Origin of the sequence: Roseospira goensis (genome assembly GCF_014197795.1) — a bacterium.
GTDB classification, from domain to species: Bacteria; Pseudomonadota; Alphaproteobacteria; order Rhodospirillales; family Rhodospirillaceae; genus Rhodospira; species Rhodospira goensis.
Map to the genome: position 1 here is coordinate 37,874 of NZ_JACIGI010000005.1, position 16,007 is coordinate 53,880.

A 16,007-nucleotide genomic window follows, 5' to 3' on the forward strand; every position below is an offset into this window, starting at 1 on the left:
CGCTCAGTCCAGACCGCCGGGGGGCCAGACCGCCGGCGACCAGTGCGGCTGACGGTCCTCAAGAGTCACCGTCTGGCGCCGCGGCCGGCCGGTGTCGAGGCCCTCCAGCGGACCGGTGGCGCTGGCGCTGACCGTCACCCGCAACCATCGCGGCACCAGTTCGTTGTTGAGGTCGTCCAGGATCGCCAGGCCGAGGGCTTCGAGGCCGCTCCAGATCCAGCGGTCGAGCCCCGCCAGGTAGCGGGTCAGGCTGTCCGGGTCCAGAACGTGGCGGTCCGGCACGTAATCCACCGTCACCTGGAGGCCGCGCGCCGGCCCGCTGAAGATCGGCAGCGGCTGGGACAGCGTGACGGTGTAGTCCCGTCGTTCGCCCGGGTTGGCGCGCACGGCCAGCGCGGCCCGGCGGGGCTCCGGGTCGAGGCGGGGATCGGCACTGTCGAAGCGGACGGTCATCGGCGCAGGCGGCGGTCTCGGGCGCGACGGGGGCCGCGGCATCCGGGCGGGACGGCACGGCCCCGTTCCGCCGCAGTCTAGAACCGATCGTGCCAGACCGAAACCGGAAATGCGGTCCGGGCGCGGCCGTGGTTCGGCTCTATGGTCTTGATTCCAGGCTAGATTCGCGCCGTACAAGGGCGCCGCACGAGTCCTATCCGTGGCGCGTTGCCCGTGCGCAGAGGGTCCGGGGGCGCGATCCCGTCGTGCGTCCGATCGCGGCCGTCGATCCAGCCCGGGTCCTTGTCTTCGCAGCCGGTTCAGAGACGGACGCCCGCCGGTGCTACCGCTCCGGCGGCGGATCGTCGAGACCACGGCCGCCCAGGGCGGCGGCGACGTCTTCGGGGTCGGCGGGCTCGTGGCCGGGCACGACATAGCCGCCGCCGAGCCAGCGCGACAGGTCGACGTCGGCGCACCGGCGCGAACAGAACGGCCGGTAGCGGGCCGCCGTCGGCTTGCCGCACACCGGGCAGGCGGTCGCTGACAGCCGGGCGGTCACCGTCTTGCCGGCGTTCCCGTTGGCGTTCCCATTGGCCTCCTCCTCGGCGGTCCGGGGCGCGTCGCGGGAGTTGGGGGGGTGCGTCATGCGCCGTCTCCGATGGGTCCAACTGGGGTCAAGGTGGGGTGACCCGCGGCGGGGCGTCAACCGGTGTGGTCCCGGGGCGGACCACCAGGCGCAGCCCGCGGCGCCGTTCCAGGGTCGCCACGGTGGTCGCAAGCGGGCCGTCCAGCAGCGCCGCGGCGGCCGGCGAGACGTCCAGGGCGAGGGCGGTGGTGGCGGTGGCCCGGCTCTCGCGGTCGGCGGCCCGCAGGGCGGCGAGGGCCTGCGCGGCCGGTCCCGTCGCGACGCTCGCCAGCGCGGGGCCGCGCCGCTCGCGGCTGATCTCCAGCAGGCCCAGGCGCGACACCCCGGCCAGCCGGGCCGTCGCCGGGTCGGCGGCCAGGGCGGCCTCCAGCGCACGCCGGGCCGGCCCGGGCAGGCGCGGCCCGCCGCCCGGGATCAGGTCGACCAGGATCGCGCCCGCCAGCCCGCGCAGGCGCACCGTGCGCGGCAGGTCGGCCAAGGCTTCGGCGTTGGCGGTGCGGGCGTCGCCGGCGCCGGCGTCGACGTCGATGGCGACCAGGGCGGCGGTCGGCTCCACGATCAGGCGGCCGCCGCCGGGCAAGGGAACGACCGGGGCCAGGGCGGCGTCCAGCGCCTCGGCCGCGCCGGTGGCCTCGAACAGGTCCGCCGGGTCGTGGTGGAGCGCGACCGGCGGCACCGGATCGAGCCACGCTGCCAGATCCGCCGTCAGGCCGGGCACGGCCGCCGCGTCGTCCACCACGATCCGGGCCGGGGGCGGATCGGCCGGGCCGAGCAGCGCGTCCCAGTCCACCGGCGGTGGACGCAGCAGGGCCGGGGCGGGGCTCGCCTCGGCCCGGGCCGCCAGGTCGGCCCAGGCCGCACGCAGGGAGGCCAGGTCCGCCGCCAGCGCCCCCGGGTCGGCGCCGGCCGCCCGGGTGCGGGCCACCAGCGACTCCCCCTTGGCCACCATCCCTTTCAGCAGGTCCAGCAGGCGGGCGCGCTCGCCGGCGTCGGTGATGCGCTCCGACACCGCCGCGCCCGGGCGCCGCCCGCCCAGCGCCAGCCGTGGCGTCGTCACCGCCACCGCGCGCGTCAGGCGCGCCGCCTTGACGCCGCCATGGGGCTCGGTGCGGGCCGCCTGACGCACCTGGACCATCACGGCGGCGCCGTCCGGCGGGCGCTCACCCTTCATCTCGCGGGCGTCGAGCACGCCGGTGCCCAGCGGTCCCAGGTCCACCACCGCGCCGCCGTCGGGCAGGCGCGCGCCCAGGCGGCCCAGCAGCACGGCGCCGGGGTCGGCGGCCCACGGGCGATGGTGGCTGACGGCGGTCAGGCGGCCGTGGTCGAGGCGGGCGAGGCGGGTCTCGCCCGGCGCCGCCGCCACCACCAGGGCGGCCGGCGCCGCGATGGCCTCCGCGGCCGGGTCGCCGGTCACGGCGCCGGGTAGCCGAGGCCGCGCAGCAGCGCCCGGGTCTCGAACAGCGGCAGTCCGACGACGTTGGAGTAGGACCCGACGAGCTGGCGCACGAACCCGGCGGCGCGGCCCTGGATGGCGTAGCCGCCGGCCTTGCCGTGCCATTCGCCGCTGTCCAGGTAGCCGGCGCGCTCGCCGGCGTCGAGGGGCTTGAAGGCGACCCGGGTGTCCACCAGCCGCTCGGCCGTGCGGCCGCCGGGGGCGATCAGCACCACCCCGCCGTAGACGTGGTGGGCGGCGCCCGACAGCAGGTCGAGGCAGCGCCCGGCGGTGGCGGCGTCCGCCGGCTTGGGCAGGATGCGGCGGCCGCGCGCCACCACGGTGTCGGCGGCCAGGACATAGGCCCCCGGATGGCGCGCGGCGACCGCCGCGGCCTTGGCCCGCGCCAGCCGGCGGGCGTGATCGCGCGGCAGCTCGCGGGGCAGCGGGGTTTCGTCGAGGTCGGCCGGGTCGATCCGGTCCGGTGTCACGCCGATCTGGGCCAGCAGGTCGCGACGGCGCGGCGAGGCGGACGCCAGGATCAGGGGCCGCGACGCGGCACGGTCCGCGGCGTCGGGCGAGGCGCCCACGGTGCCCCTACTTGTAGCGGAAGGTGATGCGACCCTTGGTGAGGTCGTAGGGCGTCATCTCGACGTTGACGCGGTCACCCGCCAACACGCGGATGCGGTTCTTGCGCATCTTGCCGCTGGTGTGGGCCAGCACCTCGTGGTCGTTGTCGAGCTTGACGCGGAACATCGCGTTGGGCAGCAGCTCCGTGACCGTGCCGTTGAATTCGATGGCATCTTCCTTGGCCATGAGGGATCCTTGTTTGTGACGCGAAGCGGCCATGACATGAACCCGATTCGGCCCTGGGTCAAGTCCCGGCGGGCGCCGACTCGGGCGGCGTCGTGCTGCCCGCGGGCCAGACCCGCGGTGCGGACATGGCGGCGCCATGGCTGGCCCGCCCGCGATCCGCCCGTGCCTGACCGGTGACCCTGGCCCCCTCTCCCGCTCCCGCTCCTGCGGGGCGCTTGGCTGGCGCGCGGCGGTCCCACGCGGGAGCGTGGGACCGAGAAAGCAGAGGACTCTCCCGCTCCCGCTCCTGCGGGGGCGCTCGGCTGGCGTGCGCCGGTCCCACGCGGGAGCGTGGGACCGAGAGAGAGGCGGGAGCGTGGGACCGAGAAAGCAGAGGAAACTCCCGCCCCCGCTCCAGCGGGGGCGCCCGGCTGGCGCGCGGCGGTCCCACGCGGGAGCGTGGGACCGAGAGAGAGGCGGGAGCGTGGGACCGAGAAAGCAGAGGACTCTCCCGCCCCCGCTCCTGCGGGGGCGCCCGGCCGGCGTGCGGCGGTCCCACGCGGGAGCGTGGGACCGAGAGAGAGGCGGTAGCGTGGGACCGAGAAAGCAGAGGACTCTCCCGCCCCCGCTCCTGCGGGGGCGCTCGGCCGGCGCGCGGCGGTCCCACGCGGGAGCATGGGACCGAGAAAGCAGAGGACTCTCCCGCCCCCGCTCCTGCGGGGGCGCTTGGCCGGCGCGCGGCGGTCCCACGCGGGAGCGTGGGACCGGAGAGCTTGTGAGGGGCGGCTACAGCCGCCCCATCGTCGGCACCGGGAAGCGCGCCAGGATGCGGTGTTCGAGCTGGTCGCGCACCTCCCGGTAGGCGGCCAGCCGGGTCTCGCGGTTGCCCTTGATCAGCGACGGGTCGAAGGTGTTCCAGAACTCGACCTCGCAGTGCATGGTCCGCGTCATGTCCACGGCCTTGTGCTGGGCCTCCGGCGACAGCGAGACGATGACGTCGAAGTTCTCGTCCTCCAGTTCCTCGAAGCTGCGCGGATGGTGGCCGCTCAGGTCCACGCCGATCTCGTCCATGACCGCGATCATGAAGCCGTCGGTCTGGTGCGGGCGCACGCCCACCGAATCGACGAAAATGCGGGTGCCGTGGTAGCGGCGCAGGATGCCGGCCGCCATCGGCGAGCGCAAAGCGTTGTGGGTGCAGGCGAACAGCACCGCGCCGGGCAGGGTTCCGGGGGCGGCCGCGGGCGCCCCGGGGCCCGGTACCGGGGCCGCCGGCCGCAGCGTGGTCGTGCGGGTCGCCACCGCCGTTAGCCCCGAATGTGCAGGACGCAGATCAGGGTGAACAGGCGCCGGGCGGTGTCGTGGTCGATCTCGATCTTGCCGGCCAGGCGCTCGACCAGCAGGTCGCCGCCCTCGTTGTGGAGCCCGCGCCGGCCCATGTCGATGGATTCGATGCGCGACGGCGAGGCCCCGGACTTGATGGCGCCGTAGTAGCTCTCGCACACCATGAAGTAGTCCTTGATGATGCGCCGGAAGGGCTTGGTCGAGAGCAGGAAGCGATGCAGCGGGCGGCCGTCCTCGCTGCGCACGTCCAGCACCAGGCGGGCGTCCTCCAGGCTCAGGTGCAGGACGTAGGGCCCGCGGGCGCCGTTGAGGCGAAAGCGGTTCTCCTCCAGCAGGTCGAAGATGGCGACCGCGCGTTCGTGCTCCACCTCGGGCCGGCGGCGCACCAGGGTCACCTCGTCCAGTCGGACGTCCACCAGCCGGTGGTCCGGTTTGAACGTGGTGCCCCGGCCGCCGGGCGCCATGGATCAGGCCCGCCCGGCCGCGGTCGACCGCGGCGTGGTCGGTTGCGCCGCGTCTGGACGCGGCGTGGTCGGTTGTGCCGCGTCTGGACGCGGCGTGGTCGGTTGTGCCGCGTCTGGACGCGGCGTGGTCGGTTGTGCCGCGTCTGGACGCGGCATGTTGAGGCGGATGGCCACCGACAGGCCGTGTGCGCCCAGGCCCTCGGCCTCGGCCAGCCGCACCGCCGCCGGCCCGATGGTGGCCAGGGCGGCGGCGTCGCAGCCCAGCAGGGTGGTGCGCTTCATGAAGTCGAGCACCCCCAGGCCGGACGAGAACCGCGCCCCGCGCGAGGTCGGCAGCACGTGGTTGGGGCCGCCGACGTAGTCGCCCACCGCCTCCGGGGTGTGGCGGCCGAGGAAGATGGCGCCGGCGTGGCGCACCCGCGCGGCCAGCGCATCCGGGTCGGCGACGGCCAGCTCCAGGTGTTCCGGGGCGATGCGGTCGACCAGGGCCGGTGCCTGGTCCAGCAGGTCCTCGACCACGATTAGGGCGCCGTGGTGCTCCCAGCTCGTGCGCGCGATGGCGGTGCGGTGCAGGGTGGCCAGGTGGCCCTCGACGGCCTTGGCCACGGCGGCGGCGAAGCCGGGGTCGTCGGTGATCAGGATGGCCTGGGCGGCCTCGTCGTGCTCGGCCTGGCTAAGCAGGTCGGCGGCGATCCAGGCCGGATCGTTGTCGGCGTCGGCGACCACCAGGATTTCCGACGGGCCGGCGATCATGTCGATGCCCACCGTGCCGTAGACCTGCTTCTTGGCCGAGGCCACATACGCGTTGCCCGGTCCCACGATCTTGTCGACCGCGGCGATGGTGTCGGTGCCGTAGGCCAGGGCGGCGACGGCCTGGGCGCCGCCGATGCGGAAGATCTCGTCCACCCCCGCCAGCCGGGCGGCGGCCATGACCAGCGGGTTGATGACCCCGTCCGGCGTCGGCACCACCATGGTCAGACGCCCGACTCCGGCGACCTTGGCCGGAATGGCGTTCATCAGCACCGAGGACGGATAGGCCGCCGTGCCGCCCGGCACGTATAGCCCGACCGCGTCCACCGGGGTGTGGCGCTGGCCCAGCCGTACGCCGGTGGGGTCGGTGAAGGCGATGTCCTGGGGTTTCTGGTGCTCGTGGAAGCGGGTGATGCGCTCGGCGGCGGTGTTGAGGGCCGCCAGGGTCTCCGGGTCGACCCGGCCGGCGGCGGTGTCGATGGTCTCGTCGTCCAGGCGCATCGTGTCGGTGGTCAGGTGCACGCGGTCGAAGCGCTGGGTGTACTCCAGCACGGCGGCGTCGCCGCGGTCGCGCACGTCGGCCAGGATGTCGGCGACGACCGGGTCGACGCTGGTATCGAAGGCGGCGCGGGCGGCCAGCAGGCCGGCGAAGGCCGCCGCGAAGCCGGGGTCGGTGGTGGTCAGCTCAGCGGTCATCGGTCACGGCCTCGCTCAGGGCGTCGATCCAGTGGTTCAGTTCGGCGGCCCGGATCTTGAGCGCCGGGCGGTTGACGATCAGGCGCGAGGTGATGTCGGCGATGTGCTCGATCTCCACCAGCCCGTTGGCGCGCAGGGTGCTGCCGGTCGAGACCAGGTCCACGATGCGCCGGCACAGCCCCAGGGCGGGGGCCAGTTCCATGGCGCCGTTCAGCTTGATGCATTCGGCCTGCACGCCGCGCGCCGCGAAGTGGCGCCGGGTCACCGCAGGATACTTGGTGGCGACGCGCACGTGCGACCAGCGTCCGGGGTCGTCCTGGCCGCTCAAGGCCGCCGGCTCGGCCACCGCCAGGCGGCAGGCGCCGATGCCCAGGTCGAGCGGAGCGTACAACTCTGGATAGTTGAACTCCATGAGCACGTCCTGTCCGCAGATGCCGAGTTGGGCGGCGCCGAAGGCGACGAACGTGGCGACGTCGAACGAGCGGACCCGGATCAGGTCGATATGGGGATGGTTGGTGCGGAAGCGCAGGGCGCGGGACTTGGGGTCGTCGAAATCGGGTTCCGGTTCGATGCCGACGGCACGCAGCAGCGGCATGGCCTCCGAGAGGATGCGCCCCTTCGGCAGGGCGATGACCAAGGGATCCGGGTTCATGAAACGGCTCGGCAGGTGGCGGGACGGGGTCTGTGTAGCACGGGGTCGGGTCCGGATGCCAAGACCCCGCGCGGCCGGCGGGGCGTGGCGTGTCGAGTCGGGGGCCGGGGCGGACCGGGCGCCGGTCGCGGCGCGCGCAGGTCGACGGGGTGCCGAAGCCCGTCGGCGGCGGCCCTGCGCGTCGCCGGTGGTGACCCAGAACGGGGCGGCATGCGGGGCGTCGGACAGGGGGGACGCGCGCGGTCCGGTCGGGATCCTCTGAATGATCCTGAGACACATGTGCACGTTGCGGTGCAAAAACGATTTTTCTTATGTGGCCGATTGAGATCTGTCATTGTGTTGGGGTCTGCGGGTCTTTCCGCGGATCTGCAACCAATAAAAACAACATCGCACGGGCCGGGGGGATCGGGGGGAGCTGGACACCAGGTCGGGCATTCTAGACTCCCAGTAAGAGAGTGCAGGGTCTGCATGACGTGACGGTCGATCGGGGCGCCGTCCGGTCCCTCCTGCGCGTGACCACACTTCACGCGACCAGGGAGGTCACTACCATGATACGTGTTTCTGTTCCGGCCGGCCCGTCATTCCGGCCGCGACCGCCCGTGCGGACGCTGGCCCTGTCGGTGGCCCTTTCCGCGCTGCTGTCGGCGCCCACGCTGAGCGTTGCGGCCGCGGACGAGGCGGCGGGAGCGGCGGTTCGCGCGGCCGTCGAGTCGGTCGACGGCGTCGAGGCGGCGGTCTCGGCGCTGTCCGGCACCGGCGCGCCCGCCGCGCCGACGACCGAGGGCGCCGCCGACGACGCGGCGGTCATGGCCGACTCCGGATCCGACACCGGCTACGAGACCGACGCCATGGGAGCGGCGGATGAAGCCGACCATGATGACGACGACGATGACGATGACGATGACGACGACGACGACCACGACGAGATCGGGTCGGAGTCCGACGGGCTGGCCGAGTTCTACGCCCGCTACGACGAGGAATACGGCGGCATGAACGGCCATGAACTGGCCGTCATGAAGCTGGTGCGCAACCGCAACATCGCCATTCCCTACGAGTACGTCTCCATGTTGATGCGCACGCCGAACGCCTTCGGCGAGGGGGCGGCCTGCGTGCTGTGCCATTCCTCGAACGATCCGGAGCACAGCTACCGGGGACTCGACCTGACCACCTGCGACGGCATCAAGCGCGGGTCCATGCAGGAGCCGCAGCGGTTGATCTTCGAGGCCGGCAACTCCGAGGAGAGCCTGTTGCGGCGCTACCTGCGCAACAACCGCATGCCCTACGGCGTGCCGTTCGACGCGCCCCGCGACACCGCCAATATCCGCGCCATCAAGACCTGGATCGACAGCGGCGCCGAGGACGACGACTTCTTCCGCCAGGAGGTGCTGCCGCTGTTCCGCGACCGCACCGCCTTTGGCGGTTTCCAGGCCTGCGCCGAATGCCACATGTCCAACCAGGAACCGCCCAGCTTCCACGAACTCGACCTGACCAGCTACGAGGGCGTCATGCTGGGGGCCGATTCGGTGGCCAAGGCCGCCGAGGGGCTGCCGCCGGTGCCGATCGTCATCCCCGGCGACGCCGAAGCCTCGCCGCTGTACCAGCGGATGGTGGAGAACCGCATGCCGGCGGGGATCGAGCCGAGCGAGGACCGCGACCATCCCAACATGCAGATCCTGATGCAGTGGATCGACCAGGGGGCCCCGTGCGACTGATCGGTACGCCCGGGGTGGGGGAGGGCGGCGCGCGCCGCCCCTCCCGACTCGGCCGGCGGGCCGTCGCGCGCGGCGCGGCGATCCTGGGGGTCCTCGCCGCCACCGCCATCGCCGGGATCGCTGGCTTCGGTCCGGTGGCGGCAGCGTCTGCACCCGAGGTGGTGTGGCGGGTCATCTCCGACAACGCGACCCTGGTTCCCGCGACCCTCGCGCGCGATCACGTGTACACCGCCGGCGAGACGGCGGCCGAGGCCTGGACACGCGACGGGGCCCTGGCGTGGCGCACGCCGCTGGCGGCGCCGGCGCATTTCCGGCCGCGCGTCGCGGACGGGCGTCTGGTCGCGGTCGGCCGGGACGGCCTGGCGGTGCTGGACGCATCGGACGGCGCGGTGCTGTGGGCGGCGACGCCGCGCGCGGCCTTCGGGGCGCCGTTCGTGCACGACGGCCGGCTGGTCCTGGGCGACGGCTCCGACGTCGTCGCGTTCGCGCTGGCCGACGGCCGCCCGCTGTGGCGCTACACCGTGAGCGGCGCCGCCAAGGTGCACTACGCCCCGACGGCGATCGGCGACACCGTGTACCTGGGGGCCGGCGACGGCCTTCTGACGGCCCTGGACGCCGCGACCGGCGCCGTGCGCTGGACGGTCGACCGGGGCGACCTGTGGCAGTACCTGCGCCAGCTCGCCCCCACCGCCGACGGCCGGGTGCTGGTCGCCGGCGGCTACAAGGATGAGCTGTTCGGCCTCGACCCCGCCGATGGCCGCATCCTCTGGCGCCACCGCGCCGGCAACTTCATCAACAGCCAACTCGTGCACGACGGCCGGGTGTTCTTCTGGTCGCCGACCGGCTGGATGGTGGCGCTGGACGCCCGCAGCGGCCGCCGCCTGTGGCGCACCCGCACCCACCGCTTCGGCCATGACGGCGCCGCCGACTGGTCCATGGTGCTGGCCGCGCCGCGCGCCGGTCCGGCCCGGCTGTGGGTGCTCGACATGGCCGCCGTGCTGCACGGGCTGGACCTGGAGGATGGCGCCGAGGTGGCGACGGTCGTCCTGCCCTTTCCGGCGCGGCCCTTCGTGACGCCGCTGGCCGACCGTGCCGGCGACGTGATCGTTGGCAGCCTGGGCGGCGAACTGGCGCGCCTCCGCGTGCCGGATCTGGCGCCGGCGGCGTCCGCGGCGCGGTAGGGTGAGCCCGGGATGGTCCCGCGGGCCGCGCGGCGGCGATTCGCTAGAGTACGCCGAACCGCTCCACCAGAATGACGCCGAGGAAGCCGACGGCCAGGCTGGCGGCGCCGAGCAGCGCGCCGATCAGGATGCGCTGGAGACGGCCGGTCCCGGGGCGCGGGGCCGGCCTGGTCTTCAAGGCGCTCTCCAGGGTGGCCATGCGCCGGTCGAGTCGATGGGCGGCGGTGGTGCGATCGGCGGGCAGCGCCGCGCGCATCTTGCGCAGGCGGGCCAGTTCCGTCTCGTTCTGGTCTCGGGTCCGGCCGCGCGCGGGCGGCGGGGTTTGCCGGGCCATGGCGGATTCTCCGGTGGCGGGGGCAGGGGCCGCGGGCGTGGTGATCGCACCAGCGTCCGAACCGGCCCCCCGGAGTGTAAAGGGCCGGCCCCCGCCGTTCAAACACGCGCTCGGACGGCGCCGCCGCGGCCGCCGCCTGCGGGCCTACCCGGTCACGCGGTCGATGGTCGCTCCGCAGGCGGCGAGCTTGGCCTCCACCGTCTCGTAGCCGCGGTCCAGGTGGTAGACCCGGTTGACCAGGGTCTCGCCCTGCGCCGCCAGCCCGGCCAGCACCAGGCACACCGAGGCGCGCAGGTCGGTCGCCATCACCTGCGCTCCGGACAGGTGGCGGCGCCCGCGCACGATGGCCGAGGCGCCGTGGATGTTGATGTCCGCCCCCATGCGCGCCAGTTCCGGCACGTGCATGAAGCGGTTCTCGAAGATGCTTTCGGTGATCATGGCGGCGCCGTCGGCGGTCGCCATCAGCGCCATCCACTGCGCCTGCATGTCGGTGGGGAAGCCGGGGAAGGGCTTGGTCATCACGTCCACCCCGCGCAGGACGCGGTCGCGGGCGTCGACCTCGAAGCCGTCGGCGGTCGTGGCCACGGTCGCGCCCGCCTCCTCCAGGTGCTCGATCACGGCCTGCAGCATGTCCGCCCGGGTGTGGCGCAGCCGGATGCGGCCCCGGGTGATGGCCGCGGCCACGGCGTAGGTGCCGGTCTCGATGCGGTCGGGCAGGATGGCATGGGTCGCCGGGCCGAGGGCCGCCACGCCCTGGACGCGCAGGGTGTTGGTGCCGACGCCGTCGATGCGGGCGCCCATGGCGATCAGGCAGGCGGCGAGGTCGGCGATCTCGGGCTCGCGCGCGGCGTTCTCGATCACCGTTTCGCCCCGGGCCAGGGTGGCGGCCATGAGCGCGTTCTCGGTGCCGCCCACGGTCACCCCGGGGAACACGATGGTGCCGCCGTGCAGGCCGCCGGCGGGGGCGCGCGCCTCGATGTAGCCGCCCTCCAGCGTGATCTCCGCACCCAGCGCCTCCAGCGCCTTCAGGTGCAGGTCGACCGGGCGGGTGCCGATGGCGCAGCCGCCGGGCAGCGAGACCCGGGCGTGGCCGTGGCGCGCCAGCAGCGGCCCCAGCACCAGCACCGAGGCGCGCATCTTGCGCACGATGTCGTAGGGCGCGGTGGCGCTCTCGATGGTGCGCGCGCGCAGCACCAGGCGACGGCCGGCGCAGCCGCCGGCCCCCCCGGTCCCGTCGAAGGCGGCGTCGACGGCGACGCCGTGCTGGCCCAGCAGGGTCACCATGGACTCGATGTCCATCAGCCGGGGCACGTTGGTCAGGGTCAGCGGCGCGTCGGTCAGCAGGCACGCCGGCATCAGCGCCAGTGCTGCGTTCTTGGCGCCCCCGATGGTGACGGTGCCGTCGAGCCGGCGCCCGCCCTGGATGCGGATCCGATCCATGACGCCGCCCTTTCCCTTCCCGGCCGGGGCCCCCGGCACCGTGGCGCCATCGGCGTCGGCCTCGATCAGAAGCGCCTCAGAGACGGGGGAGTGTGACACCTTTCTGTCCTTGATACTTGCCCTTGCGGTCCCGGTAGGACACGGCGCAGGTCTCCGCGCCCTGAAGGAAGATGAACTGGCACGCCCCCTCGTTGGCGTAGACGCGCGCCGGCAGCGGGGTGGTGTTGGAGAACTCCAGCGTCACGTGACCCTCCCACTCCGGCTCCAGGGGGGTGACGTTGACGATGATGCCGCAGCGGGCATAGGTCGACTTGCCGAGGCAGATCACCAGGGTGTCGCGCGGGATGCGGAAGTACTCGACCGTGCGCGCCAGGGCAAAGCTGTTGGGCGGGATGATGACGTGGTCGTCGACCCGGCGGTCGACGAAGCTCTTGTCGGAGAAGTCCTTGGGGTCCACCACGGCGGAATCGACGTTGGTGAACACCTTGAACTCGCCCGAGACGCGGGCGTCGTAGCCGTACGAGGACAGACCATAGGAGATCACGCCGGCGCGCTCCAGGCGGTCCACGAACGGTTCGATCATGCCGTCGCGGGCGGCGCGCGCACGGATCCAGGAATCGGGCATCACGGCCATCAGGCGTCGTCTCTCCGGGTCGGCCCGTTGGGGTCCGGCGTGTCCGCGTCGCCGGCGCGGTCCGCCCCGGCCGCGCGCGCCCGCGCCTGGGCCTTGCGGCGGGCCAAGTTGGCGCGCAGGGCGGCGGCGCTGCGGTCGAGTCGGTCGGGGCGCGGTCGCGGAGCGGGCGCGGCGGACGCATCGTCGCGGTCGGACGGCGCCGCCCCGGCCTCCGGCGGACGGGGGGTGCGAGTCATGGCCGGCACTCTGACCCGCGCGGCCCGGGCCGTCAACGCCCGCCGCGCCGGTGCGCCGCCGGTCGCGCACTGGACGGCCGCGGCGCTTCGCGGCATGGTCGGCCGTCGCGCGGCGCCTGGCTCGTCGTATCCGCCCCGCTGTCCGCCTCACCATCCGCGCAGGCTCACCGGAGACCGTCCCGTGACCGACCGTCCGTCCCTGCCACCTGCGGCCCTGGAGGCCCTGGCCGACGCTGCCCTCGAAGCGGCCCCACAGGCCCTCGTCATCGCCGATACCGAGGGGCGGCCGTGGCGTCTGAACCGGCGGGCGCGGCGTCTGCTGGAGCTGAGCGACGCCGACGCGGCCGCCTGGTCCGGCCGGCTGCCCGGGTCGGGCGCCGAGCGCGGCGGCGGCTGGCGCGACCTGCCTTTGGGCGGCGGCGGGACGGCCCCGTTCTGGGTGTGGTCGCGGCCCTTGCCGCTGCCGCCGGCGGCGGGGGGGGAGGTCGGCGCGGGTGGTGCCGTGCTGCATGCCCTGTGGCCGTGCCGGGTCACCGAGGATCAGGCGCACGCCTCCGGCGGCGACGAGGGCGGCTTTGACGAGATGATGGCGGTGCTGGCGCGCCACGCCCTGCTGGGGGAGATGGGCGGCGCCCTGGCCCACCAGATGAGTCAGCCGCTGAACATCATCCGCCTGACCGCCGAGCGCGCCGCCCTGGAAGCGGAGGTGGGCGACGTCGGCGCTGGTGTGGCGCCCACCGCCGACCGCTTCGCGCGCCTGGCCGATCAGGCCGAGGCCCTGTTCGGGACCGTCGCGCTGGTCCAGGGGGCGCCGGCGGTGGCGGGGCCGGCCGATCTGGAGCCGGTGGACCTGGGGGCGATCATGAGCCAGGCCGCCAACCTGGCGCGCGGCCCGCTGCGCGCCGCCGGCCTGCGCCCCGAGGTGGTGACGCCGGCCGAGCTGCCGCGGGCCTGGGGCGAACCGGTGCTGTTGCTCCAGATCGGGTTCGCCGTGCTGACGGTGTTGGCCGAGGCGGTCGGTGGCGAGGCGGCGGAGCGGGCGCAGGCGCGCGGCGCGGCGGTGCGGCGCGGTGGTCCGGCGGCGGGGCCGGTCGGGGCCGTGGTGGTGCGGGTCGACCCCGAGGCCGGCGCGGCCGCCGGGGACAGCCGGCTGATCGTCGACATGGTGCGCGACGAGACCCTGACCCGCGGCACCCCGCTGGTCCCGGTGGCGCCCGACCTGACCCTGTCGCGGCGCGTGGTCCTAGCGGCCCTGGCGCTGGCCGGTCTGGGGGGGCACCTGATGATGCTGGTGGACGACCAGGGGGCGCTGCGGGGCGTGCGTCTGGATCTGGCCCGCGTCACCGGCCGACGCGCCGCGGACGCCGGGGCGTCTCCGGGTGGCGGGACCGACGCGGCCGGCGAGGCGGTCGACGACGACCGTCCGGTGCGGGTCCTGCTGGCCGAGGACGAGGTGGAGGCCGCCACCGAGATCGCCGAGTTCCTGCGCGACCAGGAGTGCGAGGTCACGGTGGCCGGCGATGTGCCCACGGCCGTGGCGGCGCTCGATGCGGCCCAGCACGACGTCCTCATCACCGACGTCTCGATGCCGGGCGGCGGGGCGCGGGTGCTGCTGCGCGCCGCCGAGGCCGCGCACCCCGACATGGCGGTGATCCTGGCCAGCGGCTTCGCCATCGAGGGGGACGCCAGCCTCGCCGATCTGGCCGACATGGCCGACGCCATCCTGCGCAAGCCGTTCGGTCTGAGCGAGTTGCGCGCCGCGTTGGACCGGGTGCTGGAGGCCGACGGCGCGGGCTGACCGGCGCGCCCGGCCTCCGCGCCCCCGCCCCCGCTTCCGCCCGTGTGCCCTCTTGTCGAGACGTCGCGTCCCGCGTCATGATGCCGGACGCCCGCGCACGTTGCGCGCGTGGCGCTTGCACCGCCCCCGGACCATGCGGGGCGGACCGACACAGGGAGGACACCGATGCCCCACCATCTGTCGCGCGCCGCCGCCGGTGCCGCGATGCTGGGCGCCGTGCTGACGGCGCCGGCCCTGACCCCCGCCCTGGCCTACGAGCCACTGGTGGAGAAGCAGAGCTTCACGATCCCCACGTTCACCACCCAGGGCGGCGAGACCATCCGGGACATGACGCTCGGCTGGGAGGCCTACGGCACCCTGAACGAGGCCAAGGACAACGTCATCCTCATCACGCACTACTTCTCGGGCAACTCCCATGCCGCCGGCCGCTACAGCGCCGACGACGCCGCGCCCGGCTACTGGGACGCCATCATCGGGTCCGGCAAGGCGATCGACACCGACGCCTACTACGTTATCGCCGTCGACACGCCGGTCAACCTGGGCGTTCACAACCCGAAGGTCATCACGACCGGCCCCGCCACCCTCAACCCGGAGACGGGCGAGCCCTGGGGCATGGACTTTCCGATCCTGACGATCCGGGATTTCGTCGAGACCCAGAAGGCGTTGCTCGATCAACTCGGCATCGACACCCTGCATGCCGTCATGGGGGCGTCGATGGGCTCCCTGCAGGCCTACGAGTGGGCCGCCAGCTATCCGGAGAGGGTCGAGCGGGTGATCCCGGTGATCGGCTCCGGCTGGGCCGACGGCGACCTGATCGCATGGATGAACATCTGGAGCGCGCCGATCCGCCTGGATCCGAACTGGAACGGCGGGGCCTACTACGACGGCGATCCGCCCACCCGCGGTCTCGCCGAGGCGCTCAAGGTGGTGACCCTGCACGCCCAGCACCCGGAGTGGTCCAACGGCGTGTTCGGCCGTGCCTGGGCCGGAGAGGACGCCGACCCGGCCGACAGCTTCGACAACCTGTTCAAGATCGAGGCCACGCTGGATGCCGCCGGCGCCGCCCGCGCCGCCACCTCGGACGCCAACCACTTCCTTTACCTGGCGAAGGCGTGCCAGCTCTTCTACGCCGGCCATGGCGAGACCCTGTACGCCGGCCTCTTGGCGATCGACTCGCCGGTCCTGATGATCCACACCAACGAGGACCTGATCTTCCCCGGCGATGCCGTGCGCGAGACCGCCGCGATCATCAAGAGCGACGGCACCCCGGTGCAGATCGTCGAGCTTCAGGGGACGCGTGGCCACCTGGACGGTGTGCTGTCCATGGCTCAGGCCGCTCCCGCCCTGGACGCGTTCCTGGACCAGTAGGGAACGGCGGTTCCGGCCGCTGGGCGGAACCGCCCCTCCGCCGGGCGGCGCCGGTGCGGTCGCATCGGCCCCTCGCCCCATGACGTCACGTCATGG

Annotated in this window: 16 protein-coding genes and 1 pseudogene; 4 read left to right on the forward strand and 13 right to left on the reverse strand. The window is 73.9% G+C overall.

Annotated features, from left to right (window positions below; translation table 11 throughout):
- Positions 1 to 3: 3 nt before the first annotated feature.
- The 9 genes and pseudogenes from GGD88_RS04170 to hisG all read right to left on the reverse strand — a co-directional run bounded on the left by GGD88_RS04170 (position 4) and on the right by hisG (position 7,208).
- The gene (locus GGD88_RS04170; RefSeq protein WP_246423558.1) at positions 4 to 453 is read right to left on the reverse strand and encodes a hypothetical protein; all 450 of its coding nucleotides are present in this window, start codon (positions 451 to 453) and stop codon (positions 4 to 6) included.
- Positions 454 to 775: 322 nt separating this feature from the next.
- Positions 776 to 1,078: a DNA gyrase inhibitor YacG gene (locus GGD88_RS04175; protein WP_184432043.1), complete on the reverse strand. Its 303-nt coding sequence runs from the start codon at positions 1,076 to 1,078 to the stop codon at positions 776 to 778.
- Between the two features lie 28 nt (positions 1,079 to 1,106).
- Positions 1,107 to 2,492 (reverse strand): ribonuclease E/G, encoded by a 1,386-nt coding sequence (locus tag GGD88_RS04180; protein ID WP_184432045.1) that lies wholly within the window; start codon positions 2,490 to 2,492, stop codon positions 1,107 to 1,109.
- Complete coding sequence (locus tag GGD88_RS04185; RefSeq protein WP_343056254.1) at positions 2,489 to 3,100, reverse strand: Maf family protein; 612 nt, start codon at positions 3,098 to 3,100, stop codon at positions 2,489 to 2,491. The genes GGD88_RS04180 and GGD88_RS04185 overlap by 4 nt, the downstream gene beginning before the upstream one ends.
- Positions 3,101 to 3,107: 7 nt before the next feature.
- Complete coding sequence (infA, locus tag GGD88_RS04190; protein WP_092785396.1) at positions 3,108 to 3,326, reverse strand: translation initiation factor IF-1; 219 nt, start codon at positions 3,324 to 3,326, stop codon at positions 3,108 to 3,110.
- A gap of 765 nt (positions 3,327 to 4,091) precedes the next feature.
- Positions 4,092 to 4,526 (reverse strand): arsenate-mycothiol transferase ArsC, encoded by a 435-nt coding sequence (locus tag GGD88_RS04195; RefSeq protein ID WP_281392816.1) that lies wholly within the window; start codon positions 4,524 to 4,526, stop codon positions 4,092 to 4,094.
- A gap of 83 nt (positions 4,527 to 4,609) precedes the next feature.
- Positions 4,610 to 5,110: a UPF0262 family protein gene (locus tag GGD88_RS04200; protein WP_184432047.1), complete on the reverse strand. Its 501-nt coding sequence runs from the start codon at positions 5,108 to 5,110 to the stop codon at positions 4,610 to 4,612.
- 156 nt (positions 5,111 to 5,266) lie between these two features.
- Positions 5,267 to 6,556: pseudogene (hisD, locus tag GGD88_RS04205) on the reverse strand (histidinol dehydrogenase); the annotation flags it as partial.
- Complete coding sequence (gene hisG, locus GGD88_RS04210; protein ID WP_184432051.1) at positions 6,546 to 7,208, reverse strand: ATP phosphoribosyltransferase; 663 nt, start codon at positions 7,206 to 7,208, stop codon at positions 6,546 to 6,548. The gene hisG and the pseudogene hisD, both read right to left, overlap by 11 nt.
- Positions 7,209 to 7,756: 548 nt before the next feature.
- Here hisG and GGD88_RS04215 point away from each other — a divergent pair.
- Together GGD88_RS04215 and GGD88_RS04220 are read left to right on the forward strand one after the other, a co-directional pair.
- Positions 7,757 to 8,920 (forward strand): hypothetical protein, encoded by a 1,164-nt coding sequence (locus GGD88_RS04215; RefSeq protein ID WP_184432053.1) that lies wholly within the window; start codon positions 7,757 to 7,759, stop codon positions 8,918 to 8,920.
- On the forward strand, positions 8,911 to 10,101 hold the full coding sequence (locus tag GGD88_RS04220) for an outer membrane protein assembly factor BamB family protein (RefSeq protein ID WP_184432055.1): 1,191 nt from the start codon (positions 8,911 to 8,913) through the stop codon (positions 10,099 to 10,101). Before GGD88_RS04215 ends, GGD88_RS04220 begins: the two co-directional genes overlap by 10 nt.
- 43 nt (positions 10,102 to 10,144) lie before the next feature.
- On the opposite strand, the gene GGD88_RS04225 is transcribed toward GGD88_RS04220, so the two are convergent.
- From GGD88_RS04225 to GGD88_RS04240, 4 genes are all read right to left on the reverse strand, one after another.
- Positions 10,145 to 10,435 carry a hypothetical protein gene (locus GGD88_RS04225; protein ID WP_184432057.1) on the reverse strand — a complete coding sequence of 97 codons (291 nt, stop codon included), beginning with the start codon at positions 10,433 to 10,435 and terminating at the stop codon, positions 10,145 to 10,147.
- 144 nt (positions 10,436 to 10,579) lie between these two features.
- Complete coding sequence (gene murA, locus GGD88_RS04230; RefSeq protein WP_184432329.1) at positions 10,580 to 11,875, reverse strand: UDP-N-acetylglucosamine 1-carboxyvinyltransferase; 1,296 nt, start codon at positions 11,873 to 11,875, stop codon at positions 10,580 to 10,582.
- A 76-nt stretch (positions 11,876 to 11,951) separates the two neighbouring features.
- The gene (dcd, locus tag GGD88_RS04235; protein ID WP_184432059.1) at positions 11,952 to 12,509 is read right to left on the reverse strand and encodes a dCTP deaminase; all 558 of its coding nucleotides are present in this window, start codon (positions 12,507 to 12,509) and stop codon (positions 11,952 to 11,954) included.
- Positions 12,509 to 12,745 (reverse strand): hypothetical protein, encoded by a 237-nt coding sequence (locus GGD88_RS04240; protein ID WP_184432349.1) that lies wholly within the window; start codon positions 12,743 to 12,745, stop codon positions 12,509 to 12,511. Before GGD88_RS04240 ends, dcd begins: the two co-directional genes overlap by 1 nt.
- 181 nt (positions 12,746 to 12,926) lie before the next feature.
- On the opposite strand from GGD88_RS04240, the gene GGD88_RS19265 reads away from it, so the two are divergent.
- Both GGD88_RS19265 and GGD88_RS04250 read left to right on the forward strand, forming a co-directional pair.
- On the forward strand, positions 12,927 to 14,543 hold the full coding sequence (locus GGD88_RS19265; RefSeq protein WP_184432061.1) for a response regulator: 1,617 nt from the start codon (positions 12,927 to 12,929) through the stop codon (positions 14,541 to 14,543).
- Positions 14,544 to 14,708: 165 nt separating this feature from the next.
- Positions 14,709 to 15,911 (forward strand): E22 family MetX-like putative esterase, encoded by a 1,203-nt coding sequence (locus tag GGD88_RS04250; protein ID WP_184432063.1) that lies wholly within the window; start codon positions 14,709 to 14,711, stop codon positions 15,909 to 15,911.
- Positions 15,912 to 16,007: the final 96 nt, after the last annotated feature.

What these genes read in the sequence shown, in the direction of transcription:
- GGD88_RS04170 (WP_246423558.1), bottom strand. Translation starts at nt 453, where the DNA reads ATGACCGTCCGCTTCGACAGTGCCGATCCCCGCCTCGACCCGGAGCCC.
- GGD88_RS04175 (WP_184432043.1), bottom strand. Translation starts at nt 1,078, where the DNA reads ATGACGCACCCCCCCAACTCCCGCGACGCGCCCCGGACCGCCGAGGAG.
- infA (WP_092785396.1), bottom strand. Translation starts at nt 3,326, where the DNA reads ATGGCCAAGGAAGATGCCATCGAATTCAACGGCACGGTCACGGAGCTG.
- GGD88_RS04200 (WP_184432047.1), bottom strand. Translation starts at nt 5,110, where the DNA reads ATGGCGCCCGGCGGCCGGGGCACCACGTTCAAACCGGACCACCGGCTG.
- hisG (WP_184432051.1), bottom strand. Translation starts at nt 7,208, where the DNA reads ATGAACCCGGATCCCTTGGTCATCGCCCTGCCGAAGGGGCGCATCCTC.
- GGD88_RS04215 (WP_184432053.1), top strand. Translation starts at nt 7,757, where the DNA reads ATGATACGTGTTTCTGTTCCGGCCGGCCCGTCATTCCGGCCGCGACCG.
- GGD88_RS04225 (WP_184432057.1), bottom strand. Translation starts at nt 10,435, where the DNA reads ATGGCCCGGCAAACCCCGCCGCCCGCGCGCGGCCGGACCCGAGACCAG.
- murA (WP_184432329.1), bottom strand. Translation starts at nt 11,875, where the DNA reads ATGGATCGGATCCGCATCCAGGGCGGGCGCCGGCTCGACGGCACCGTC.
- dcd (WP_184432059.1), bottom strand. Translation starts at nt 12,509, where the DNA reads ATGGCCGTGATGCCCGATTCCTGGATCCGTGCGCGCGCCGCCCGCGAC.
- GGD88_RS04240 (WP_184432349.1), bottom strand. Translation starts at nt 12,745, where the DNA reads ATGACTCGCACCCCCCGTCCGCCGGAGGCCGGGGCGGCGCCGTCCGAC.
- GGD88_RS04250 (WP_184432063.1), top strand. Translation starts at nt 14,709, where the DNA reads ATGCCCCACCATCTGTCGCGCGCCGCCGCCGGTGCCGCGATGCTGGGC.